Source organism: Pseudomonas sp. SWI44, from assembly GCF_002947915.1.
Taxonomy (GTDB): domain Bacteria; phylum Pseudomonadota; class Gammaproteobacteria; order Pseudomonadales; family Pseudomonadaceae; genus Aquipseudomonas; species Aquipseudomonas taiwanensis.
Genome location: NZ_CP026674.1, coordinates 916,455 through 938,259 on the forward strand (window position 1 = coordinate 916,455; position 21,805 = coordinate 938,259).

The window sequence follows — 21,805 nt, forward strand, 5'->3', positions numbered from 1 at the left end:
CATTCAGGTGCCAGGGCGGCGCTTGGCCAAGAGGCAGCGTCATCCGCGTGCCTCCCCGGCACGCCCCCGCACCTTGCAATCACCGATACTCATATGCCGGGGTGAGATCCGTTCAGGCGCTGGGCGGCGAGCTGGAAAGTCTGACGTAACAATCGATTTGATGGTCCGCCAGGACATCAGCCTGACGGGAAGGTCCGGCCTTTTTTGCAATCACCTCCACACCTAGCGCCTCACTGATGAAATCGCCAACGGCATAGGTGTTCAAGAGATAGCTGTATTCGGTACGGTTAAGCGACGCGGGTCTGTGAGTGGTACGCAGTGTAATGGAGGATAGGACAGTCCAGTCGTCTGGGGCTGGTCTGTAGACCAACTTGATGGTCGTGGCAGAAGGGATGTCACTCATCTCGATTTTGCTGTGGTTGGCGACAATTGTCTTGCTGACGCTTTCGCCGCTTCCTTCTGCCGGCAAGTTGAGTCCAACGCTATCGTTGCTGCCATTCCAGAAGATGATAGAACCGCTCTGCTTTAGGGTGTTGTCGTTTGCCATGGTGCTGATCTCGCGCAGAAAAATGTATGCCCTCGACACCGGCCATCACCTGTTGAAGGACCGCATCGTTGACTCAGGCTTGAATCTAAATCAGCGGCGACAGGCACGCACCTGGCAGAAATGATAGGTCGGCACACATCATGGGCAGACAGGCGGCTGGTCCGGCGGACGTTCCACAATAGACCCACAACCGGCGTATACTTCTGCCTTGTTTGAATTACCCTCAAGGATCACACGATGGCCAACCCCCACCTGGAATACCACCTGCAACTGCTGCATCACCTGCGCACCATCTTGGTGGCACTGGGTGAGGCCGAGCAGGTACCGGAGGAAAGCCACGGCCTGTTCCTCGAACGCTTCGACGAACTGCTGACCCTGCTGCCGACAGACCCGTTGCAAAGCCAGTACCTGGGCCAGGACCTGATCTGCCAGGTGATCCAGCGCTACCCGCAAATTGCTCACTTGGTTCCGCGCGACCTGTTGTGGTTCTTCGGCGGCGACTGCCTGCACTTCATGCCTGACCCAGAGCTGGAGCTTTACCAACAGCTGGAAGAACGCCGTTACGAGGCTGAACAGAACGGCGAAGCCTTTGACTGGAACCAGCATAAGCAGTTGCTGAGCCAAGCTGGCGGGAACCTCCAACACTGAGTCTGTGCATCTAGCCACGTCGACCGACCGGCGTGGTTCGCTGCGCCGTCCCGGTTTTTGTCCATCGCTCCTGCATCCATTGTTGAATTGCCCTACAGCCTCGGCCCGCCTCGCCTGAATATCCTGCCGACCGAACATTCAGATGCATGTTCGAACGCCTCCCAACACCAGGATATAAACAATGAAACGGACCCTTATCGCTCTCGCCATGAGCCTGGCGAGCACTGCAGCATTTGCAAACACTGGCAATATCAACTTCCACGGCACCATCACCCCAGGCGGTACCTGCCCTATCGAAGTGGTCGAACCGGGCACTGGCGGTGGTCTGCCTCGCGTCGTGATCGGTAGCTATCACCCAAGTTTCTTCGACAAGGTCGGCAAGCAAACACGCCCTATTCCGTTCGCCCTGCGCCTTACCCCTGGTACTTGCACCATCGCCGCTGGCGAACAGGGCTATGTCACCTTCTCGGCGATCTACGGCCCCGAAGGCACCGACCTCTACGCACTGCGCCCAGGCGGCACCAGCGGGCTGGCACTGGCCATTCAGGACAAGAGCCTGACCAACCTGGCCCCGGACAAGGAATCGGTCGCCTACCTACTCGATGTTGCAAAACCCACCGACATGCTGTTCTACGCCATGTATCAGTCCACCGCAGCTACCGTAACTGAAGGCGACGCGGCGTCGGAAGTCACCTTCCTCGTGGACATCAAGTAATCCGTTGCACTCCAGGCGCGTCCGCGAATGCACCTGGAGTCCCCTGCGAAATGCAGCAGAGAGACATGCCCATGCCCCGCCCCAACTCCTTTGCCTCCAGGCTTGCCATGGCAATCGGCACCTGCTTTGCCTTGCTCGTCCAAGCCAGCGCCCACGCTGCCCTGACCATCAGCTCTACCCGAGTGATCCAGCCCAGCGACCGTCAAAGCACCAGCATCGTGGTCGCCAACCCCAGCCAACGCCCTTACGCGGCCCAGGCCTGGATCAATACCGAGGCCGACGACAGCACCACCGCAGTACCCCTGATCGCTTCACCTGCCCTGTTCCGCATCGATCCGACCGGCGAACAGACGGTTCAGCTCAACCGCCTGCCCAATGATCTGCCCAACGACCGTGAGTCGGTGTTCTACTTCAATCTGCAGGAAATTCCGCAGGCAGACGATAAGCCGAGCAATAGCCTGACCATCGCCCTGCGGACCCGCATCAAGGTCTTCTACCGCCCCACCCAACTCAAGGGCCGTCCACAAGACTACCTGCAAAGCCTGGCCTGGTCGGTGCAAACGCTGGACGGCAAGCCTCACCTGGTGGTCGACAACCCATCTCCGTACTACTTCACCTTCAACCAGCTCACCTTGCACAGCGCCAAGGGCAGCGAAAAAATCGATGCCAGGAAGATGGCTATCCCCATGGGCAGACAAACCTACCCACTCAAAGCTGCAACCGTGCAGGACGGCCTGAAGGTCCAGTTCACAACCATCAATGACTACGGCGGCCTCACGCCCGAATTGTCGCGCCCAGTGGGGCGCCTGTGAATGCACTCAAGGGATCAGCTTGGGGCTGTAGAGTGGGAAGTCGACCCATGTGGTACCGCCGTCAAAACTGACCTGGACATGGAAGGTGAACGCCTCGCCTCTGCGCAGCGTTTCAAGATAGGCCCTGGGCAGGGTCACTTCCTTGTTCGCGCCAATGCCCTGCCTTACTTGCGCCTGCGTGACTGCATGGGCGGTCAGGACATTGTAGGGGCGCGCATCCGCCCCACTCTGAAGCACCCCGGTCACCGTGATGTTGACCCGCTGCCCTACGGCAATCCCCCTCCATGTCCCCAGGCTGACAGGCACCTGCTGTGGCGCTGAGCCGAGGCTGAAGCCGCTGGAATTGGCCCCTTCGAGCGCGACTCTGGGCAATCCCCCCGTAGCAAATTCGATCACTTTCAGGCTGCATGGCACACTTGCGAAATCTTGTTTTCCATCGTTCACCACATATCTGACTTCCAGCGTGCGCTTGCTGTACGCCAATACATTAGGCTCTGGAATCAAAAACCGGTCATTCGTTCCCGGTTGCGGCTCGGACGAGGTGTAGTAACCATGGTCACCCGGCGCCCCCCACTGCACGGTGATCCGCTCGTCCGGATAGATCACCGCATCTGCCGGTACGATGACCACCAACGGGTCGGCATAATCATCCAACCTCATGGAAAGGTCGCCCTCGGCACCAACGGCCTGGGGTACCTCGATCCACGGCAGGCTTCTGGGAATGGGCGTGGCATCCACCTCCAGCACTGCCGGCCTGGAGCGCACACTGAGGTTACCCGCACGGTCGCGAATCTGGTAATGAACATAGCGCTGCCCATCGCCGCGGGCCCTGACATCATCCCCTGGTATCGACAGGTAAATCGTCTTGTCAAGGTCTTGCCTGGTGACAATGCGCTCACTTAGCCGATCATTGGCGAACGGCTGATCATCCCAATACAAGGTGATGACATCACCCACAGCGGGCGCATCGTAAGGGGGCAACTCAGCAAGTACAACATCCTCGTGCTGCTCCAGATAGCGCGCCGTTAACCCTTCGCGCAGGACCGCCTCATCGAAAAGCAGAAGTCCCTCAGCACTGCCGAGCACTGGCGGCACTTTGTCTATCGTCACTATCAACACTTGGGAAGGTGTAATGACACTATTGAAACCCTGCACCTCGTACGATACTTCTGCCCGGCCATGCTGCAGTACGGAAACCGGGGCCTCAACGAACAGGTCCGCTTCGGCAATCGGAGCCTCCCATCGCTTTTCATCAACCAGCGCATCGTTCCAGTACAGCCGAAGCATTTCCGGGGTGGCCGGTGTCGGGTTGGAGATCGGCCACATGGGCACTGTAATCTTCAAGGGCTGACCCAGGATTGAAAGCGGCAGCAGGTTTGGCTCGCCGTCAGGAATATCCTCCAACGCATCTGGCGCGTCTGGCGGGGCAAGCAACTTGGTCTGGAAAAAGCCAGGCCATAGTGCGCTCAGCCAACCCAGCGCCCGCTTTAGAATCATGCGCATTACACCACCCTCTTTTTGCCAGCCACAAAAAAGGAAGGCCCAGGCCTTCCTTCGTCTTGATACTTACCAGCTGTAATGGAGCCCTACATTCGCCCCCCACGGCTGTTCGATCTTCTCCCCGTTGGAGTAGTCGAAGTCGGCATGCAGCTGCATGCGATCATTCAGATTGATGGCGACGCCCATTCCCAGTTCTGCCCGTGACCCTGACAAGTCGTTGTCGAACCGATGGTCATTCACCTTCACTTCATTGTTGCGAATGAACTCATGCACGTAGGCAAGCCGTACATAAGGCTGTCACTGGAACAGGAAGACACATTCGAAGGCCTCGGTAAAGAACGCAAACTACTGAACAGCAAGCATCGCCGCTACCTGGACAAAATGGACACGCCGTTCCTGCATGGGCGACTCGATCAACAATCGCTGACGATCAACGACAAGACAACCACCAGCGAGTGGAAGTACGAAAAGGTCACGGGCGTGCGACACAAGAAGGCCAGCAGGCAGCAGACTTCGACTATGACGGTGAGAGCTCGGAAATTATCCATGCCAACAACGCGTTGGGTAAACGCCGATATGTATACAACGACCAGGGCGACCTTAGCGAAGAGCACTTGACCGACACTGACGGCACGTCGTACAGCGCCACTTACCAGCACTCCTGGCAAGGGCTGCCCACGCGACGCAAGCACAGCGATGGCCAGGCCTGTGACTACGCCTATGATGAGTTGGGCCGGCTGAAAACGGTGACACAGGGCAAACTCCAGTCGACGCTGAGCTACTCCAAAGACACCGGGCTGCTGGAAAGCACAGAGACGCGCGACACGACCAACCCCGACCTGAAAAAACAGCCCGTCACCCTGTGCACCCTGCACTACGACACCCTGGGCAGGGAGACCCGCCGCACGTTGAGCGCCGGCACCCACGTGCGCACGTTGGTGCAAGTGTGGCTGGACAACGACATGCTGCATTCGCGAACACTTTGGCAAGGCGAGCAAAAGCTGCGTGAGGAGATGTTCGAGTATGACGACCTCGGCCGCCTGATCAGGTACGATTGCCCCGTCGAAACCGCCGGCGGCCAGCAGATAACAACCCAACTGTTCAGGTTCGACGCGGTAGACAACATCGAGCGTTGCCGCACAACGTTCAACAACGGAGACCGGGACGACGCGAACTTTACCTACTCATCTCAAGACAGGTTCCGGTTACAGAAGGTCACCCATACCCTGCCTCCTGAAGGGTGCCCGGCAGAACAGTCGTTCCAATACGATGAGTTGGGCAACATGCTCAATGATGAATGCGGCAATGCCCTGTACTACGACAGCCTCGGTCGCCTGCACCGGGTGCAGGATGCCAACAACAAGGTAGCGGCACAGTACGGCTACGACGGGCATGATCAGTTGCTTTACTCGGGCACCGATGAGCGCAAGTCGCAGCGGCGCTATCAGGGGCATACCCTGGACAGCATTCTGGAAGACGGCCTGCTCACAGAGTACTTGTATGCCGGCGGCCAAGCCCAGGGCCAGCAGCAAGCAGGCAGCGCCATATTGCTGCTGACCGACCATGCAGGCAGCGTGAACACCGAGCACGATGCAGACGGCACGCGCCATGCCCACTATGCCCCCTATGGTGAGCAACTGCCTGAGGATACTGAAAAGCAAATGCGCAGCCTGCTGGCCTTCAACGGCGAGGCGCGCGAGCGTGCTTTTGGCTGGTATCTGCTGGGCAGCGGCTACCGGGCCTACAACCCGGTCTTGATGCGCTTCCACAGCCCTGATTCGCTGCCGCCCGAAGAGGCCGGCATCAACCCGTACGTCTACGCCCTGGGCAACCCCGTTTACTGGCAAGACCCGAGCGGCCACCGCAACGTGCCCGTAACCCGCGGCCGCGAGGCACCACTGGAACGCATCGAAGAGGAAAAGCCCAAGGTGCCTTGGTATGCCTGGATTGGCGTGGCTGCCGCCGCCGCCATTTTCGTGGCATCGGCGATAGCAATGCCATGGACGGCACCGGCCATCATCGGCGTGACCACCAGTTATGTCGTCGGCGTGATCGGTGTGGCAGCCAACGGCATCGCCTTGGTCATGCAAGGGGTGGCGACGGCGATGACTTACAGCAACCCGGAAGTGTCGAGCCTGCTGCAGAACTTTGCGATCGTGTTTTCCGTCATCGGTATGTTCGCGTCAGGGTATGGGGCTGCGGCGACGAGAGGGGCGTTGAGGGCATTCAACTCGGGGGCGAATTCAACGCAGGCGGCGGCGCCTGTAATGACGGCGAATGCAGGTGGGAAGACAATAGTTCAGAACATTACGAACAATTATACAACTCACATTTCCTACTCGAGTAGATCATCAAGAGGTATTATTCAGCGACCTCGCGCGAGTTTACGGTCATTGACCGAACGCCCTTCGTCAGCTCCGGGACCAAGCTCGGCATCTACGCCTGCCCCTGCCGCAAGCAGCAATGCTACCGGGTCTGCACAAGCGACCCGCTCCGTAGCCGCTCCACAAAACGGAGGTATGGCACTACCAATGCAAAACGGTGCACCGGCGGCGCCGAATGGCAACCAATGGGGAGTTTTCATTGTTGGCAAATACAAAGGCGGGGTATTTAAACCCAGTAGTCTTAGGGGCGGCAGGATAGACTCGTCACGGGTGGCCCCGCCAACGCTGCCCGGGTACTGGTGACCACACCGACCCTGCACAACCCCACGGCGCCTGCATGGACGACGCGCGCCGCCAGTCAATCTCGAAGCCCGCTGCCGAAAGGTGGCGGGCAAGATCCCGAAGGCCTCCCAACACTTACTTCGTCGAATCATCCCCTTCCAGCTACTGGCTTTTCCTACATTTCAAACCTCCCCCTCCCACCTACCCTGTCCCCGCCTGAAAACCGTGACCCGGCAGCACCACCTGCCTTCACCCCTCATTTCCAGCTTCAGGCGCCCACCACGAGCCCACCTGAGCATCGTCCGTAGGCGCCGCCCAGGACACGCTCATGCTCCAGCTCGAATGGCGCAGGCTATTGCCGTTGCGCCCGCGCTTCGCCCCGCTGCCGCCCCTGCTCGGCGGCTGCCTGGCGTTGGCCCTCGCCCCCGCCGCCTTGGCAGACCAAGCCGGCATTGCCTTCCTACCCGGTTTCATGCGCCAGCCCCCCGGCCAGTCTTCCGAGGCCGGTGCCCTGGCGCTGCAAAACCTGGCCGCGCAGGCACACCTGCCGCCAGGACGCTACCGGGTGCGGGTCTCGCTCAACCTCAGCCCTCAGCCCGAGCAAGACATCAACTTCTTCGAGGCCCGAAATGGTAAAGGGCTGCAGCCCTGCCTGACGGCCGAGGTTTTACGCACCCTCGACCTGCGCGAACAGGCCCTGGAAACGCCACTGCCAGACGACGACAGCTGCGTGAACCTGATGCAACTGGTGCCGCACGCCAGCGTCATGTTCGACCCTGCGCAGTTGCACTTGTCCCTGTCGATCCCGCAAATCGCCCTGCGCCAGGACCGTTCAGGCAGCGTCCCCGAGGCCAGATGGAGCGACGGCATCAACGCCGCCTTCATCAGCTACCAGGCCTCGGCCCAGCACAGCAGCCAACACGGCGGCGGCAACCGCAGCAGCCAGGACCTGTACCTCAACAGCGGCCTCAACCTGGGTGCCTGGCGGCTACGCAGCAAGCAGGCGCTGCGCGAGGAGGCCAACGGGGCGCGCCGCTGGACCCGCAGCGACACCTACGCACAGCGCGACCTGCCAGGCCTACAGGCCAACTTCACCCTGGGTGAAACCTTCACCAACAGCGACATGTTCCGCAGCGTACGCTTTACCGGCGCACAGGTGGCCTCGGACATCGGCATGCTGCCCGACGCGATGCAGCATTACGCCCCGGTGATCCGCGGGGTGGCCCAGAGCCGCGCCAAGGTCGAGATCCTGCACAACGGCTACCCCATCTACTCCAGCTACGTGGCCCCCGGGCCCTATGCCATCGATGACCTCAGCGTGGGCTCCGGCCACGGCGAGCTGGAAGTGGTGATCACCGAGGCTGACGGCCAGGTGCGTCGCTTTACCCAACCCTATTCGAGCATGGGCAGCCTGCTGCGCGAAGGCGTATGGCGCTACAGCGCGACCGTGGGCCGTTACGACGGCGCCGAGCAGCTTGACGACCCACTGTTCTGGCAAGCCACCCTGGCCCGTGGCGGGGCCTGGGATACCACCCTCTACGGCGGCCTGCTTTCCAGTGAGTACTACAACGCCAGTGTGCTGGGCATGGCCCGCGACGTCGGCCATCTGGGCGCGCTATCGTTCGATGTCACCCGTTCCTCCAGCGACCTGGGCAACACCCTGGGTGAGACCCAGGGCCACAGTTTTGCCTTGCGCTATGGCAAAAGCTTCCAAACCCGCACCAACCTGCGCTTTGCCGGTTATCGCTACTCGACCCAGGGCTACCGCGACTTCGACGAAGCCGTGCAGCAACGCAGCAATGCCAGCCGCTACCTGGGCAACCGCCGCAGCCGCCTGGAAGCATCGGTGTACCAGCGCGTGAGCGAACGCAGCGCGCTAAACCTGACCTTTTCCCAGGACACCTACTGGCAAACCAGCCTCCAGCGCCGCCAGTACCAACTGCAATACACCACCCGCGTGGGCAAGGTCGCGATCAACCTGTTTGCCTCCCAGGCGCTGGACTCGAAAAACGACGATAGCCGCCTGTTCGGCTTGAGCTTGAGCGTGCCGCTAGACTTCGGCCGGCAGCAACAGGCCAGCTTCGACCTGCGCAACGACAATGGCCGCGCCAGCGAACGCGCCAGCCTGAGCGGCGGCTTGCTGGACAACCAGCTGACCTACAGCACCTCGCTGACCAACGACAGTCAAGGTCGCAGTAGTGGCGGGCTGTCCATCAACTATCAGGGCAGCCAGGCCAGTGTCGGCATGGGCTACAACGAAGGCAACGATTACCGCAGCATGTCGGTGAACGCCAGCGGTGCCGTCATGCTGCATGGAGACGGCGTGGCATTTGGCAGCCACTTGGGAGAAACCATGGCCCTGGTGCATGTGCCCGACGTGCCAGGTGTCGGCGTGCAGAATACACCCTCGGCGAGCACCAATTCCCATGGCTACGCGCTAGTGCCGTACCTGCGCCCCTATCGGCTCAATGCATTGGTGCTGCAAACCGACGACCTTTCGCCGGAAGTGGTGATTGCCAATGCCAGCCAGCAAGTGGTTCCGCGCCGCGGCGCCGTGGTCAAGGCCAGCTACGAGGCCGAGCATGTGGCCCGCCTGGTGCTGACCCTGCTGCAAGCCAATGGGCAACCCGTGCCATTTGGCGCCCAGGTGCTCGATGCCGATGGCCAGAGCTTGGGCGTGGTCGGGCAGGCCGGCCAAGCACTAGTGTCCACCCGCACCACAGGCCCGCAGGCGATAGGCGTGATGTGGGGCGAGGCCAGCGATACGGACTGCACACTCAACATAGACCCGCAGGCACTTGCACAAGAAGGTGGCTACCGCCTGCAAACCCTGCGCTGCGCACGGCCCGTGGCCAGCGGCCAGCCTCTTCTGCCCGGCGACAATACCCAGGAAATGCTTTGATGACCGCATTGACCTTCAACATCGACCGCAGCTTGCGGCTGACCGCCTGCTGCCTGACCCTAGGCCTGTTCTCTGGCAACGCTTACGCCAGCTGTTCGTTCCAGACAGCCAGCAACTACATGACCTTCGAGCGTGACATGGGGACATTCTGGGTACCCCGCGATGCCGCAATCGGTACCGTGATCGGTACCAGCTCGCTTACCAGAAGCAACAACGAAGGCGCGAGGGCCTCGTGCCTTTGGGACTCCGCCAGCCCGCCCCAGGCAAGGCTGCCCAACACCGCGCCAATCTTCACGGGCACCCTGCCCCCGCTGGGTGGCAAGGACATCAATGGGCATGTCATGGAAACCAACATTCCCGGCATCGGCGTGTACATGGAGCTTGGTTCACCTTTTGACGGCGCAGCCAACAACTCCTTTATCCCTGATCCTGGCACCTCTGCGGTTATCCCCTACTCGGGGACCCTGCGAGACCAGCCCTTCAACGTACTGGTGTCGGTCATGCGCGGCAATGCCTGGTTCATCAAGACCGGGCCAATTGCACCCGGCCCCCAACGTGTCAACGGCGAGATGTTTCATGGATTCTTGCATAATCTGGGCAAGGTCATGGAATACCGCTTGAGCGCGACGGTGAACCAGGCACAGTGCTCCCTGAAATCCAATGCCGTAAGCGCCGACCCCGTGAAACTGGGTGATCACACCCTTGCTGACTTCACAGGGGTAGGTACCACGACCGCGTCCGTCCCGTTCCATATCACGCTCAGTGATTGCGAAGACGCCAGCGCCCCCAATCCAGCGGCCGCGAATGTGTACATCGAACTGGATGGCGCCAACGGCTCGGTACCGACCGTTCCGGCCGAGGGGCGCTTCAGCCTGGGTGCCGCTTCCGATGCCGCCGGGGTTGAAATTCAACTACTGCGCAGCGATGGAACGCCCATGCCACTGCAATCCGACGAGCTGGTCAAGCCAGTCAGTATTGGCATCACCCAGCTGGACTTTCAGGCACGCTATTACCAGAGCGCACCGGTGGTAACGCCAGGCTTGGCCGAAGGAGGCTTGACCTTTACCGTAAGCTACAAATAACACGCAAAAAAAGGCCACAGGGCGAATACCCTGCGGCCTTTGTCACGATAAGAATAAATGGTCAGAAACGAAAAAAGACGCCTAAGCGTCTTTTTTGAAGGTTTGCAAGGTTGGATTCAGCCTTGCATACCTGTATTTGGAGCGGGAAACGAGACTCGAACTCGCGACCCCGACCTTGGCAAGGTCGTGCTCTACCAACTGAGCTATTCCCGCATTGTGAAACTTTACCGCCAATCGGCGTGAAGCGCCTTTACGACCTTCACCACCACTGCACCGCATAGACGCCACAGTATCTAAACTGGAGCGGGAAACGAGACTCGAACTCGCGACCCCGACCTTGGCAAGGTCGTGCTCTACCAACTGAGCTATTCCCGCATTTGGCGTCCCCTAGGGGACTCGAACCCCTGTTACCGCCGTGAAAGGGCGGTGTCCTAGGCCACTAGACGAAGGGGACACAACACTTTTCAGTGCACCAGCACATGAACCTCACGATTCAGCCTGGATTTTCTTTTCCTGCCGCGCCACAAGGCGTTGCCGGAGAAACTGGAGCGGGAAACGAGACTCGAACTCGCGACCCCGACCTTGGCAAGGTCGTGCTCTACCAACTGAGCTATTCCCGCATTGGCGTCCCCTAGGGGACTCGAACCCCTGTTACCGCCGTGAAAGGGCGGTGTCCTAGGCCACTAGACGAAGGGGACACGCTGCAAGCATTCACATGCTGCTTTCACTCCCTGCTGCGTTTCGCTGTGTGCTTTACGCTGCAAGTGGCGCGCATTCTATGGATGCCTTGGCAGGTCGTCAACCCCTTTGTAGAAATTTATTTAAATCAATGACTTCCACCCTTCGGGCAGGCCACGGCAAGGGGCGTCCGAGGATTGACGTTGATTTTCTGACGCAGCCCAAGCAAAGTGCCATCAGGCTTTAGATAACACAGCCCGAGCCGACACAGAGTCATCCGCCAGGCTGCGCTGTTCGCCCCTCGGCGAACTCACTACACTCAATAAAGCAAAACTTCTTGATGAGGCGTTAAAGGTGACACCACTTCTGATCACTCTGCTCATCGTGGCGGGCATCGCGTTGCTGATCGTGATCGGCTACCTCAACAACGTGGTCGAAAACAGCAAGCTCGAACGCGCCCGGTTGAAGGTCGAGCTGGCCGACCGTGTACGCCGCTGTGGCGAAATCACCGAAACCTTCCCAGGCCAGTTCATGACGCCAGCGCTGAAGCTGATGCTCGCCCGGCTCGAGCTCAACCTCAACCAGCGCCAGTTGGCACTGGACAAGCACAACGGCGACCTGAAAGCGCGCATCGCCGAGCTCGAAGGCCTGGTCGCCAAGGGCGAGCAGATTCCGGTGAACAACCCGCCAAGCCCGATCCAGACCGAGGTCAAGGCCAAGGACGTGCGGTTTCTGCTTGAGGCACTGCACACCCAGATCGTCCGCGCCACCCAGGAAAACGTCCTGCAAACCAACGAGGGCAAGTATTGGGTAAAGGAAATCCGCCATATCCTGGTGCTGCTGCATATCGAGTTCTTCAACAACCTCGGCCAGCAGGCCCTGCAACAGGAACAACCCGGCCAGGCACGCCTGGCGTTCGAACGGGGCGTGCAGTACCTGCGCAAGCAGCCTGAGCCGAAGCTCTACGAAGAGCAGCTGACTTATCTGGAAAAACTGCTGGCGCGGGCCAATGCCCAGGTGCTGGACAAGATGGAGCCGGCCGAGAATGACGAGAACGCGCTGACCCAAGGGCTCAAGACCGATGAAGAAGAGACCTGGAAGAAGCGCGTCATCTACGACTGAGCGCGGAAGCTGGTGGGCAGCCTTGGGGCGCGAAAAGGCAGCTCGCCAGCTTCAGTCATTCTGGTGAATACCCCGACGCTGCGGTCTCAGCAGTCGGTCAAGTCGAGAAAAATCGCTGCCAAACGCTCCAGCCCCACCTGATCCGCCTCACTGAAACGCGCAAGCTTCGGGCTGTCCAGGTCCAGCACGCCAATCAGCCTGCCCTCCTTGACCAGCGGAATCACCAACTCACTGTTCGACGCACTGTCACAGGCGATATGCCCTGGGAATGCGTGCACGTCCTCCACGCGCTGGGTCTGACGCGTTGCCGCCGCCGCCCCGCACACGCCCTTGTCGAACGGGATGCGCACGCAGGCCACCTGACCCTGGAACGGGCCGAGCACCAGTTGTTCGTTGCGATTGAGGTAGAACCCCGCCCAGTTCAGGTCATCCACCTGGTGGTAGAGAAACGCGGAAAACTGCGCGGCATTGGCGATGAAGTCGCGCTCGTCGGCGAACAGTGACTGCACTTGCGCAGCCAGCAGGTCATAGCCATCGAGGCCAGTGCCACTGGCGTTGAGGTCGATCATTTATTTCTGCTCCAACAATTGCAGCCCAACCCAATAGCGGGCGAACTGATAGGCACAACGGCCATTACGGTTGCCGCGCCCGGTTGCCCAGCGCACGGCGAGAATATCCAGGGCTTCGTCACGCTGCCAGCGCAACCCGGCCTTGGCGGCCAACTGGCCGATCCAATGTTCCACCACATTGAGGAAGTGGTCCTGGGTGAAGGGGTAGAACGACAGCCACAGGCCAAAACGGTCGGACAACGCGATCTTGTCCTCCACCGCTTCACTGGGGTGCAGCTCGCCATCGACGCGCTTCCAGTTTTCGTTGTCGCTCTCTTTTTCCGGGACCAGGTGGCGGCGGTTCGAGGTGGCGTACAGCAGCACGTTGTCCGGGGCTTGCTCCAGCGAGCCGTCGAGCACGCTCTTGAGCACCCGGTAGTCGCCCTCCCCAGCTTCGAACGACAGGTCGTCGCAGAACAGGATGAAGCGCTGCGGCAGCGTCTGCAGTTGTTCGACCACACGCGGCAGGTCGGCCAGGTGATCGCGCTCGATTTCGATAAGGCGCAGACCGGCACCGGCATGTTCGGCCAGCAGCGCACGCACCAGCGACGACTTGCCAGTACCGCGCGAGCCCCACAGCAAGGCATGGTTGGCCGGCAGACCGTTGATGAACTGATGGGTGTTGCGGCCCAGCTGGTCGCGCTGCTGGTCGACGCCGATCAGGTCGCTCAGGCGGATGTCGAGGCTGACCTCCAGCGGCATCAGGTAACCGGTGCGGCCGTCGCGCTGCCAGCGGGCGGCCAGGGTGGTATGCCAGTCGATGTCCGGGCGTGGTGCTGGCAACAGGGGTTCAAGACGCGCCAGTACCGATTCGGCGCGTTCCAGGAAAGCATACAAGCGGGCGTCCATGACGACTCCTAGCAAGACAACATGAGTTTTACGGCGGTACCGGCCCTGTCGCGAACAATCCAGCCCCCTGAAAGGTGGCTACGGCCTGTATAAGCGGGTCTACCCGCGAAGACACCGGTACAACCAACAACAATCAAGTTTGAATGTTTGACAGACCCGCCAGCAGCCGGGGCTGATCGGCTATGCTTGCGCAGCGCAAGGGACATGAAACCGGCTCGGGACCCATGGATATCAAGTTCACCAATCGCCTGTCATACAAGCAAGCCCGGTTGACAGTCCTGGTCGGCTTCATCCTGGGAACATTGCTCAGTCTCATCCAGATCGGCATTGATTATGCCAGTGAAGACGCGTCCATCAACCGCGAAGTGCAGGCGTTGCTACAGATCAGCCACAACCCGGCCTCGCGCATCGCCTACAACATCGACGCCGAACTGGCCCTGGAGCTGACCCGTGGCCTGCTGCAATCGCCAGCCGTCATCCGCGCGCGGCTGATCGACAACAACGACACCGTACTGGCCGACGTGCAACGCTCGCGCCTGGAGGACCGCTACCGGCCACTGAGTGACTTCCTGTTCGGCGAACAGCGCCAGTTCCAGGACCGCCTGTTCCTGACCCACATGCCCAACGAGTACCTGGGCACCCTCTACCTGGACGTGGACACCTACGCCTTCGGCAGCCGCTTCCTCGACCGCGCCGGCGTCACCCTGGTCAACGGTTTCGCCCGCAGCCTGGTGCTTACCGGCATCCTCCTGGCCCTGTTCTACTTCATGCTGACCAAACCCCTGGTGACCGTCATCGGCGCGCTCAGCAACGACGCGGGCCAACGCAGGCAAACCCGGGTGGACTGCCCGCACGGTCACGAAAAAGACGAGATCGGCGTATTGGTGAAGGTCGCCAACCAGCAGTTCGTCAGCATGGCCACCGAAATCCAGCAGCGGCGCAGTGCCGAGAACCGCCTCACCCAGTACCTCAATGAACTGGAAGACATCGTCTCGTCGCGCACCACTGAGCTGAAGGCCAGCAACAGTCGCCTGAGCCAGTTCAACCAGGAACTGGAAGAAGCCCGCCAGCGTGCCCTGGACATGGCCCAGGCCCGCGCCGCCTTCCTGGCCAACATGAGCCACGAGATCCGCACCCCGCTCAACGGCATGCTCGGCATGATCGCCCTGGCCCTGGACAGCCCGCTGGCCGGCGAGCAGCGCCAGCAGCTGTCGATCGCCCACGACTCGGGCAAGGTACTGGTCGAGCTGCTCAACGATATCCTCGACCTGTCCAAGTTCGATGCCGGCCAGCTGGAGCTAGAGCGCATTCCGTTCGACATGGCCGCGATGATCGAGGACACCGCCAACCTGCTGTCGCAGAATGCCGCGCAAAGCGTCGAACTGACCTGCCTGATCGCCAACGACTTCCCCAGCATGGTACTCGGCGACCCGACACGCGTGCGGCAGATTGTCAGTAACCTGTTGTCCAACGCGCTGAAGTTCACCCGTTTCGGCCGCGTCGACGTGCGCCTGAGCGTCATCGTCGGCGGTGTGCGCCTGGAAGTGCACGACACCGGCATCGGCATTCCCGAGGAAGCCCAGGCGCGCATCTTCCAGCCCTTCATCCAGGCAGGCGCCGGCATTACCCGACAGTACGGCGGCACCGGCCTGGGCCTGGCGCTGACCCGCAACCTGTGCAAAGCCATGCAAGGGCACCTGCACATCCAGTCCGAGGCGGGCTTCGGCAGCCGCTTCAGCGCCGACCTGCCACTGGCCGCACACACCGAAGCCATCGCGCCAGCGCCGCTGCACGGCCAGGTGGTGGCCCTGACCCGCGCCGGCAGCGGCCTGGGCGAACTGCTGCAGAGCCTGTTGCCCGCCTGGGGCCTGCACTACAGCCGTCATGACGATGCCAGCAACGTGCGGATGAAAGCCGTCGACGTGCTGATCACCGATGACCTGGACCACCTGCAGGACCTGCGCCCAGCCTTCAAGGCGCCGATTCTGCTGGTGACCGCCTATGGCAATTTCCTGCCCAGCGAACAGTCCAGCCTGCTCGCCCCGTTACATCAACTGGCCCGTCCGCTGGCGCGCAATCCGCTGTACCAGATGCTGCGCCGCACCCTGCAAGGACAGGCCCCCGAACATCCACTGGCCAACCCCAGCGCCACACTTGAGGAAGGCCGCGCGCGCATTCTGTTAGTGGAGGACAATCCGGTGAACCAACTGGTGGCCAAGGGCATGCTGGCCAAGCTCGGTTGCCAGGTGCAGCTCGCCACCCAAGGCGCCGAGGCACTGGAGATGCTCGAGGAAAATCAGTTCGACATGGTGCTGATGGACTGCAACATGCCGGTGATGGACGGCTACGAAGCCAGCCGGCGGATTCGTCAGAGCGGTCGCTGGCCTGAGCTGCCCATCGTCGCGCTGACTGCCAATGCCATGCCCGAGGAGCGCGAGCGCTGCCGCGCGGCGGGCATGAACGACTATCTGGCCAAGCCGTTCCGCCGCGAGGAGCTGTTGGCGCTGATCGACCATTGGGTACCGGTCAACGGCTGAGCAAACGCTCGATGTCTGCCTCCAGGGCCTGGGGCTTGGTGGTTGGCCCGTAGCGCTTGACCTTGCCGCTGGCCGGGTCGAACAGGAACTTGGTGAAATTCCACTTGATCTTCTGGGTGCCCAGCAGGCCTGGGGCGCGCTGCTTGAGCTCGACGAACAGCGGGTGGGCGCCAGGGCCGTTGACGTCGATCTTGCGAAACAGTGGGAAGCTCACGCCGAAATTGCGCTCGCAGAACTGCGCGATTTCCCGCGAATCGCCCGGTTCCTGCTGGCCGAACTGGTTGCACGGGAAGCCCAGCACCACCAGCCCACGATCACGGTACTGCCGCCATAGCTGCTCCAGGCCCTTGTACTGCGGGGTGAAGCCGCATTGGCTGGCGGTGTTGACCACCAGCAGTGCCTTGCCGGCGAAGTCGCCCAGCACCTTGTGCTCACCGCCCAGGGTCACGCAGGGAATGTCGAGTATCGATCCAGCCATGTTCAGCTCCGTTCAGTCACGCGGCTTGAGGTCCAGGCACACCGAATTGATACAGTAGCGCAGCCCGGTCGGTGGCGGGCCGTCGGGGAACACATGGCCCAGGTGGGCATCGCAGCGGGCGCACGTGACCTCGGTGCGAATCATGCCGTGGGAGGTGTCGCGGATTTCGATCATCGCGCTGTCTTCGATCGGCTGGTAGAAGCTGGGCCAGCCACAGCCGGAATCGAACTTGGCCTGTGCGTCGAACAATGGCAGGTCGCAGCAGATGCAATGGTAGATGCCGTCGCGCCGTTCGCTGTTGTACTTGCCGCTGAACGGCCGCTCAGTGCCCTTGAGACGGCACACCTGGTACTGGGCCGGGTCGAGCATGGCACGCCATTCTTCAAGGGTTTTGTCGATCTTTTGCATAAGGTGACCTCGGCAGGCTGAATTTCACGCTGCGCCGTCTTTTCCAGGGCGCGGGTGGCACGTATATTAGTCGGCTTCGTGTGCAAGGCTCCAAGTCTGGCACCCGCGCCCCGCCCTTTCAAACCTTTCGACGGCGGCGCCTGCGACTTCTCAATCGGGATCACATCATGCAGTTCAGCAAATCGAACAAGCTCGCCAATGTCTGCTACGACATTCGCGGCCCAGTGCTCAAGCACGCCAAGCGCCTGGAAGAGGAAGGCCATCGCATCCTCAAGCTGAACATCGGCAACCCGGCGCCGTTTGGCTTCGAGGCACCGGACGAAATCCTCCAGGATGTGATCCGCAATCTGCCCACCGCCCAGGGCTACAGCGACTCCAAGGGACTGTTCAGCGCGCGCAAGGCGGTGATGCAGTACTGCCAGCAGAAGCAGATCGAAGGCGTCGGTATCGAGGACATTTACCTCGGCAACGGTGTGTCCGAGCTGATCGTGATGTCGATGCAGGCCCTGCTCAACAACGGCGACGAAGTGCTGATCCCAGCGCCCGACTACCCGTTGTGGACCGCTGCGGTCAGCCTGGCCGGCGGCAAACCGGTCCACTACCTGTGCGACGAGCAGGCCGACTGGTTCCCGGACCTGGAAGACATCAAGGCCAAGATCACGCCGAACACCAAGGCCCTGGTGATCATCAACCCGAACAACCCGACCGGCGCGGTGTACTCCAAGGAACTGCTGCTGGGCATGCTGGAACTGGCGCGCCAGCACAACCTGGTGGTGTTCTCGGACGAAATCTACGACAAGATCCTCTACGACGAGGCCGTGCACATCAGCACCGCCTCGCTGGCCCCGGACTTGCTGTGCCTGACCTTCAACGGCCTGTCCAAATCGTACCGGGTCGCTGGCTTCCGCTCCGGCTGGCTGATCATCTCCGGGCCCAAGCAGCATGCCCAGAGCTACATCGAAGGTATCGACATGCTGGCCAACATGCGCCTGTGCGCCAACGTGCCCGCCCAGCATGCCATCCAGACCGCCCTGGGCGGCTACCAAAGCATCAACGACCTGGTGCTGCCACCAGGGCGCCTGCTGGAGCAGCGCAACCGCACCTACGAGTTGCTCAATGCCATCCCAGGCGTGAGCTGCGTCAAGCCCATGGGCGCGCTGTACGCGTTCCCGAAGATCGACCCGAAAGTGTGCCCAATCCACAACGACGAGAAGTTCGTGCTCGACCTGCTGCTGTCGGAAAAGCTATTGATCGTTCAGGGCACCGCGTTCAACTGGCCGTGGCCGGACCACTTCCGCGTGGTGACCTTGCCACGTGTGGATGACCTGGAGCAGGCGATTGGCCGCATCGGTAATTTCCTGAAGGGGTATTCGCAGTAGGGTCGGCTTGGGGTTCGTGGCGGCGCGTGGATCGAGCGCCGCCCGCGCGGCGCATCGCGAGCAAGGCTCGCTCCTACGCTTGCTTAGGGCCATGAAACAACGTCCGACAGCCCTCTCAGCATGTTTCTTACATCCTGCAACGCTCTAGCTCACAGCCCCCGCGATATCCTCTGCCATACTCCGCCGTACACAGTTTGAAATAGTCGCCCGATTGAATCGGCGCGACAGGCCCCTTATATACCCCGCATACGCAACGAACTCATCCGTCAGGAGAACGTAACAACCATGATGCGCATTCTGTTGTTTGTAGCCACCAACCTTGCGGTGGTGCTGGTTGCAAGCATTACCCTGAGCCTGTTCGGTTTCAACGGGTTCATGGCCGCCAATGGGGTTGACCTCAACCTCAGCAGCCTGCTGGTCTTCTGCGCCGTGTTCGGCTTCGCCGGTTCGCTCGTTTCGCTGTTCATCTCCAAGTGGATGGCGAAGATGACCACCGGCACCCAGATCATCACCCAGCCGCGCACCCGTCACGAACAGTGGCTGTTGCAGACTGTCGAGGAGCTGTCCCGCGAGGCCGGCATCAAGATGCCCGAGGTGGGTATCTTCCCAGCTTACGAGGCAAACGCCTTCGCCACCGGCTGGAACCGCAACGACGCGCTGGTCGCCGTATCCCAAGGCCTGCTGGAGCGCTTCTCGCCCGATGAAGTGCGTGCCGTGCTGGCCCACGAAATCGGCCACGTGGCCAATGGCGACATGGTGACCCTGGCGCTGGTGCAAGGCGTGGTAAACACCTTCGTGATGTTCTTCGCCCGGATCATCGGCAACTTCGTCGACAAGGTCATCTTCAAGAACGAGGAAGGCCAGGGTATCGCCTATTACGTGGCCACCATCGTCGCCGAGCTGGTGCTGGGCATTCTGGCCAGCATGATCGTGATGTGGTTCTCGCGTCGCCGCGAATACCGCGCTGACGAAGCTGGCGCACAACTGGCCGGTACCAACGCCATGATCGGCGCCCTGCAGCGCCTGCGCGTGGAGCAAGGCCTGCCGGTGCACATGCCTGACACCATGCGTGCCTTCGGCATCAACGGCGGCCTGAAGCATGGCCTCGCTGGCTTGCTGATGAGCCACCCGCCACTGGAAGACCGCATCGAGGCGCTGCGTCGCCGCGGTTGATGGGTCGAGGTATGAAAAGGGCGACTCAGGTCGCCCTTTTTTTACGCCTACCTCTCCCCACCAACACCTGTGGGGACGGGCTTACCCGCAAAGCGTCCGGGACCTGCGCGCTATCGATCAAAACCCTAGCCGATAGGCGCGCTCCAGCAAGCTCGCGATTCCAGCCTGGCGAAACTTCGGACTTTCCTCGATCACCTCGACGGCCTCCAACGCCTCCACCTTCCAAGCGCAAAAGCCGCGCCGCACCTCTTCATCCCCCACCGAAAACGGCGGCCCCTCCAGCTTGGCCTGGTCATAGTCCAGTGTCACCAGCAGCCCTCGACCACCAGAAGGCAGGATATTCGACAGCATCGCCATGTACCGCTCCCGCATCTCAGGGGGCAAGGCAATCAGCGCGGCCCGGTCGTAGAGCCCGACACAGTCGACGACATCCTCGGCCTGCAAGGCGAAGACATCCCCGCACAACACTTGCACCGCGCCGGCCTGCCAGAGCTCGAATACGCCCTGCTGCGATACCTCGGCCGACAACCCCTGCTCGCGGAAGAAGTCTTCCACCGCCCGCCGCGACAACTCCACCCCCAACACCCGGTGCCCCTGCCCTGCCAGCCACGCCAGGTCCAGGCTCTTGCCACACAGCGGCACCAATACCCGACTACCGGGTGCCAACCCCAACGCTGGCCAATACCGCTGCAGATAGGGGTTGACCTGGGCCTGGTGAAAACCGATCTGGTTGTCGGCCCACTTGCGATGCCAGAACGCCGCGTCCATCTTTCCTCCTGGTTATTCGATAGATAACGCTAAAATCTTATATTGGAATTCGATCTGTATCTGATCGAAGATGTCAGCATCTTAACCGCCAGGACACCACCATGCTGCCCAGCCTGTTCATTTCCCACGGCTCCCCCATGCTCGCCCTGCAACCCGGCGCCAGCGGTCCGGCCCTGGCTGGTCTGGCCAACGCCTTGCCACGGCCAAAGGCGATCGTGGTGGTGTCGGCGCACTGGGAAAGCCGCGAACTGCGGGTGACCGGCAGTGCGCAACCAGGGACCTGGCATGACTTCCATGGCTTCCCCGCCGCGTTGTATGCGGTGCAGTACCCGGCGCCGGGCGAACCTGGCCTGGCCGGCCAGGTCAGCGAACGGTTGACCAAGGCCGGCCTGCCCGCCCGCCTGGACCCGCAGCGACCGTTCGACCATGGTGCTTGGGTACCGCTGTCGCTCATGTACCCGGATGCGGGCATTCCGGTAATTCAGGTTTCACTGCCCAGCCACATGGGCCCGGCGCTGCAGATCAAGGTCGGCCAAGCGTTGGCGGGGCTGCGAGAGGAAGGTGTGTTGTTGATCGGTTCGGGCAGCATCACCCACAACCTGGGCGAGTTGGACTGGCACGCCGGGCCGGATGTGATCGAGCCTTGGGCGTTGGCCTTCAGGGACTGGGTGGTGGCGCGCCTGGCCGAGGATGACCAAGCTGCATTGCTGGATTACCGGCACCAGGCGCCGTTTGCGGTGCGCAACCATCCCAGCGATGAGCATTTGCTGCCGCTGTTCTTTGCCCTGGGGGCCGGAAAGCGGTTTGCCGTGGTGCACCAGGGGTTCACCTTGGGGGCCCTGGGGATGGACATTTATCGATTCGACTGAAGGGACCTCTTGCCGGCAGGCCGCCGCCTGCCGGTAAAGCTGAGCGTGCAGGCAAAAAAATCCC

Annotated in this window: 19 protein-coding genes, 5 tRNA genes and 1 pseudogene; 12 read left to right on the forward strand and 13 right to left on the reverse strand. The window is 61.3% G+C overall.

What is annotated here, in order from left to right; translation table 11 throughout:
- Positions 1 to 112: 112 nt before the first annotated feature.
- Positions 113 to 547, reverse strand: coding sequence for a hypothetical protein (locus C4Q26_RS04510; RefSeq protein ID WP_104882381.1), 435 nt, complete (start codon positions 545 to 547; stop codon positions 113 to 115).
- 237 nt (positions 548 to 784) lie between these two features.
- On the opposite strand from C4Q26_RS04510, the gene C4Q26_RS04515 reads away from it, so the two are divergent.
- From C4Q26_RS04515 to C4Q26_RS04525, 3 genes are all read left to right on the forward strand, one after another.
- Entirely contained in the window at positions 785 to 1,195 is a 411-nt protein-coding gene (locus C4Q26_RS04515; protein WP_027907738.1) for a PA2817 family protein, read from the forward strand.
- A 181-nt stretch (positions 1,196 to 1,376) separates the two neighbouring features.
- Positions 1,377 to 1,910, forward strand: coding sequence for a fimbrial protein (locus tag C4Q26_RS04520; protein ID WP_023379384.1), 534 nt, complete (start codon positions 1,377 to 1,379; stop codon positions 1,908 to 1,910).
- Positions 1,911 to 1,981: 71 nt separating this feature from the next.
- A complete protein-coding gene (locus tag C4Q26_RS04525) occupies positions 1,982 to 2,722 on the forward strand; it encodes a molecular chaperone (RefSeq protein WP_084212800.1) in 741 nt (246 codons plus the stop codon).
- Between the two features lie 6 nt (positions 2,723 to 2,728).
- Here C4Q26_RS04525 and C4Q26_RS04530 read toward each other — a convergent pair whose 3' ends face one another.
- Together C4Q26_RS04530 and C4Q26_RS04535 are read right to left on the reverse strand one after the other, a co-directional pair.
- Positions 2,729 to 4,225 (reverse strand): hypothetical protein, encoded by a 1,497-nt coding sequence (locus C4Q26_RS04530; protein ID WP_104882820.1) that lies wholly within the window; start codon positions 4,223 to 4,225, stop codon positions 2,729 to 2,731.
- Between the two features lie 63 nt (positions 4,226 to 4,288).
- Positions 4,289 to 4,519: pseudogene (locus C4Q26_RS04535) on the reverse strand (autotransporter outer membrane beta-barrel domain-containing protein); the annotation flags it as partial.
- Here C4Q26_RS04535 and C4Q26_RS04540 point away from each other — a divergent pair.
- The 4 genes from C4Q26_RS04540 (at position 4,490) to C4Q26_RS04555 (ending at position 10,872) form a co-directional block, all read left to right on the forward strand.
- Positions 4,490 to 4,840, forward strand: coding sequence for a hypothetical protein (locus C4Q26_RS04540; RefSeq protein WP_104882821.1), 351 nt, complete (start codon positions 4,490 to 4,492; stop codon positions 4,838 to 4,840). The pseudogene C4Q26_RS04535 and the gene C4Q26_RS04540 sit on opposite strands and share 30 nt — an antisense overlap.
- Positions 4,837 to 6,909, forward strand: coding sequence for an RHS repeat-associated core domain-containing protein (locus C4Q26_RS04545; RefSeq protein WP_104882822.1), 2,073 nt, complete (start codon positions 4,837 to 4,839; stop codon positions 6,907 to 6,909). Before C4Q26_RS04540 ends, C4Q26_RS04545 begins: the two co-directional genes overlap by 4 nt.
- Positions 6,910 to 7,216: 307 nt before the next feature.
- A complete protein-coding gene (locus tag C4Q26_RS04550) occupies positions 7,217 to 9,790 on the forward strand; it encodes a fimbria/pilus outer membrane usher protein (protein ID WP_104882823.1) in 2,574 nt (857 codons plus the stop codon).
- Complete coding sequence (locus tag C4Q26_RS04555; protein WP_023379376.1) at positions 9,790 to 10,872, forward strand: fimbrial protein; 1,083 nt, start codon at positions 9,790 to 9,792, stop codon at positions 10,870 to 10,872. The genes C4Q26_RS04550 and C4Q26_RS04555 overlap by 1 nt, the downstream gene beginning before the upstream one ends.
- A gap of 137 nt (positions 10,873 to 11,009) precedes the next feature.
- Here C4Q26_RS04555 and C4Q26_RS04560 read toward each other — a convergent pair.
- The 5 genes from C4Q26_RS04560 to C4Q26_RS04580 all read right to left on the reverse strand — a co-directional run bounded on the left by C4Q26_RS04560 (position 11,010) and on the right by C4Q26_RS04580 (position 11,570).
- Positions 11,010 to 11,085 (reverse strand) — tRNA-Gly (locus C4Q26_RS04560).
- Between the two features lie 86 nt (positions 11,086 to 11,171).
- Positions 11,172 to 11,247 (reverse strand) — tRNA-Gly (locus C4Q26_RS04565).
- Positions 11,248 to 11,250: 3 nt separating this feature from the next.
- A tRNA-Glu gene (locus C4Q26_RS04570) sits at positions 11,251 to 11,326 on the reverse strand.
- Between the two features lie 90 nt (positions 11,327 to 11,416).
- Positions 11,417 to 11,492 (reverse strand) — tRNA-Gly (locus tag C4Q26_RS04575).
- Between the two features lie 2 nt (positions 11,493 to 11,494).
- Positions 11,495 to 11,570, reverse strand: a tRNA-Glu gene (locus tag C4Q26_RS04580).
- Between the two features lie 334 nt (positions 11,571 to 11,904).
- Between C4Q26_RS04580 and C4Q26_RS04585 the strand changes: the two genes are divergently transcribed.
- The gene (locus tag C4Q26_RS04585) at positions 11,905 to 12,672 is read left to right on the forward strand and encodes a hypothetical protein (RefSeq protein WP_023379375.1); all 768 of its coding nucleotides are present in this window, start codon (positions 11,905 to 11,907) and stop codon (positions 12,670 to 12,672) included.
- Positions 12,673 to 12,758: 86 nt separating this feature from the next.
- Here C4Q26_RS04585 and C4Q26_RS04590 read toward each other — a convergent pair whose 3' ends face one another.
- Positions 12,759 to 13,241: a GAF domain-containing protein gene (locus C4Q26_RS04590; RefSeq protein ID WP_104882824.1), complete on the reverse strand. Its 483-nt coding sequence runs from the start codon at positions 13,239 to 13,241 to the stop codon at positions 12,759 to 12,761.
- Entirely contained in the window at positions 13,242 to 14,129 is an 888-nt protein-coding gene (locus tag C4Q26_RS04595) for an ATP-binding protein (protein ID WP_023379373.1), read from the reverse strand.
- A gap of 182 nt (positions 14,130 to 14,311) precedes the next feature.
- On the opposite strand from C4Q26_RS04595, the gene C4Q26_RS04600 reads away from it, so the two are divergent.
- The gene (locus C4Q26_RS04600; RefSeq protein WP_023379372.1) at positions 14,312 to 16,666 is read left to right on the forward strand and encodes a response regulator; all 2,355 of its coding nucleotides are present in this window, start codon (positions 14,312 to 14,314) and stop codon (positions 16,664 to 16,666) included.
- On the opposite strand, the gene C4Q26_RS04605 is transcribed toward C4Q26_RS04600, so the two are convergent.
- Positions 16,656 to 17,144, reverse strand: coding sequence for a glutathione peroxidase (locus C4Q26_RS04605; RefSeq protein WP_104882825.1), 489 nt, complete (start codon positions 17,142 to 17,144; stop codon positions 16,656 to 16,658). The two genes, C4Q26_RS04600 and C4Q26_RS04605, sit on opposite strands and share 11 nt — an antisense overlap.
- 12 nt (positions 17,145 to 17,156) lie before the next feature.
- Positions 17,157 to 17,552, reverse strand: a complete 396-nt coding sequence (msrB, locus tag C4Q26_RS04610) for a peptide-methionine (R)-S-oxide reductase MsrB (protein ID WP_023379370.1) — start codon at positions 17,550 to 17,552, stop codon at positions 17,157 to 17,159.
- Between the two features lie 167 nt (positions 17,553 to 17,719).
- Between msrB and C4Q26_RS04615 the strand changes: the two genes are divergently transcribed.
- Both C4Q26_RS04615 and htpX read left to right on the forward strand, forming a co-directional pair.
- Positions 17,720 to 18,931, forward strand: a complete 1,212-nt coding sequence (locus C4Q26_RS04615; protein WP_023379369.1) for a pyridoxal phosphate-dependent aminotransferase — start codon at positions 17,720 to 17,722, stop codon at positions 18,929 to 18,931.
- Between the two features lie 285 nt (positions 18,932 to 19,216).
- Positions 19,217 to 20,104 (forward strand): protease HtpX, encoded by an 888-nt coding sequence (gene htpX, locus C4Q26_RS04620; protein ID WP_023379368.1) that lies wholly within the window; start codon positions 19,217 to 19,219, stop codon positions 20,102 to 20,104.
- Positions 20,105 to 20,221: 117 nt separating this feature from the next.
- Here the strand turns inward: htpX and C4Q26_RS04625 are convergent, their stop codons facing one another.
- Positions 20,222 to 20,872 (reverse strand): thiopurine S-methyltransferase, encoded by a 651-nt coding sequence (locus tag C4Q26_RS04625; RefSeq protein WP_023379367.1) that lies wholly within the window; start codon positions 20,870 to 20,872, stop codon positions 20,222 to 20,224.
- A 101-nt stretch (positions 20,873 to 20,973) separates the two neighbouring features.
- Between C4Q26_RS04625 and C4Q26_RS04630 the strand changes: the two genes are divergently transcribed.
- Complete coding sequence (locus tag C4Q26_RS04630; RefSeq protein ID WP_023379366.1) at positions 20,974 to 21,741, forward strand: class III extradiol ring-cleavage dioxygenase; 768 nt, start codon at positions 20,974 to 20,976, stop codon at positions 21,739 to 21,741.
- The last annotated feature ends 64 nt before the right edge of the window (positions 21,742 to 21,805 follow it).

Coding starts and splice junctions, on each gene's coding strand:
- C4Q26_RS04510 (WP_104882381.1), bottom strand. CDS start 547: ATGGCAAACGACAACACCCTAAAGCAGAGCGGTTCTATCATCTTCTGG.
- C4Q26_RS04515 (WP_027907738.1), top strand. CDS start 785: ATGGCCAACCCCCACCTGGAATACCACCTGCAACTGCTGCATCACCTG.
- C4Q26_RS04520 (WP_023379384.1), top strand. CDS start 1,377: ATGAAACGGACCCTTATCGCTCTCGCCATGAGCCTGGCGAGCACTGCA.
- C4Q26_RS04525 (WP_084212800.1), top strand. CDS start 1,982: ATGCCCCGCCCCAACTCCTTTGCCTCCAGGCTTGCCATGGCAATCGGC.
- C4Q26_RS04530 (WP_104882820.1), bottom strand. CDS start 4,225: ATGCGCATGATTCTAAAGCGGGCGCTGGGTTGGCTGAGCGCACTATGG.
- C4Q26_RS04540 (WP_104882821.1), top strand. CDS start 4,490: ATGCACGTAGGCAAGCCGTACATAAGGCTGTCACTGGAACAGGAAGAC.
- C4Q26_RS04550 (WP_104882823.1), top strand. CDS start 7,217: ATGCTCCAGCTCGAATGGCGCAGGCTATTGCCGTTGCGCCCGCGCTTC.
- C4Q26_RS04555 (WP_023379376.1), top strand. CDS start 9,790: ATGACCGCATTGACCTTCAACATCGACCGCAGCTTGCGGCTGACCGCC.
- C4Q26_RS04590 (WP_104882824.1), bottom strand. CDS start 13,241: ATGATCGACCTCAACGCCAGTGGCACTGGCCTCGATGGCTATGACCTG.
- C4Q26_RS04595 (WP_023379373.1), bottom strand. CDS start 14,129: ATGGACGCCCGCTTGTATGCTTTCCTGGAACGCGCCGAATCGGTACTG.
- C4Q26_RS04600 (WP_023379372.1), top strand. CDS start 14,312: ATGCTTGCGCAGCGCAAGGGACATGAAACCGGCTCGGGACCCATGGAT.
- C4Q26_RS04605 (WP_104882825.1), bottom strand. CDS start 17,144: ATGGCTGGATCGATACTCGACATTCCCTGCGTGACCCTGGGCGGTGAG.
- msrB (WP_023379370.1), bottom strand. CDS start 17,552: ATGCAAAAGATCGACAAAACCCTTGAAGAATGGCGTGCCATGCTCGAC.
- C4Q26_RS04615 (WP_023379369.1), top strand. CDS start 17,720: ATGCAGTTCAGCAAATCGAACAAGCTCGCCAATGTCTGCTACGACATT.
- htpX (WP_023379368.1), top strand. CDS start 19,217: ATGATGCGCATTCTGTTGTTTGTAGCCACCAACCTTGCGGTGGTGCTG.
- C4Q26_RS04625 (WP_023379367.1), bottom strand. CDS start 20,872: ATGGACGCGGCGTTCTGGCATCGCAAGTGGGCCGACAACCAGATCGGT.
- C4Q26_RS04630 (WP_023379366.1), top strand. CDS start 20,974: ATGCTGCCCAGCCTGTTCATTTCCCACGGCTCCCCCATGCTCGCCCTG.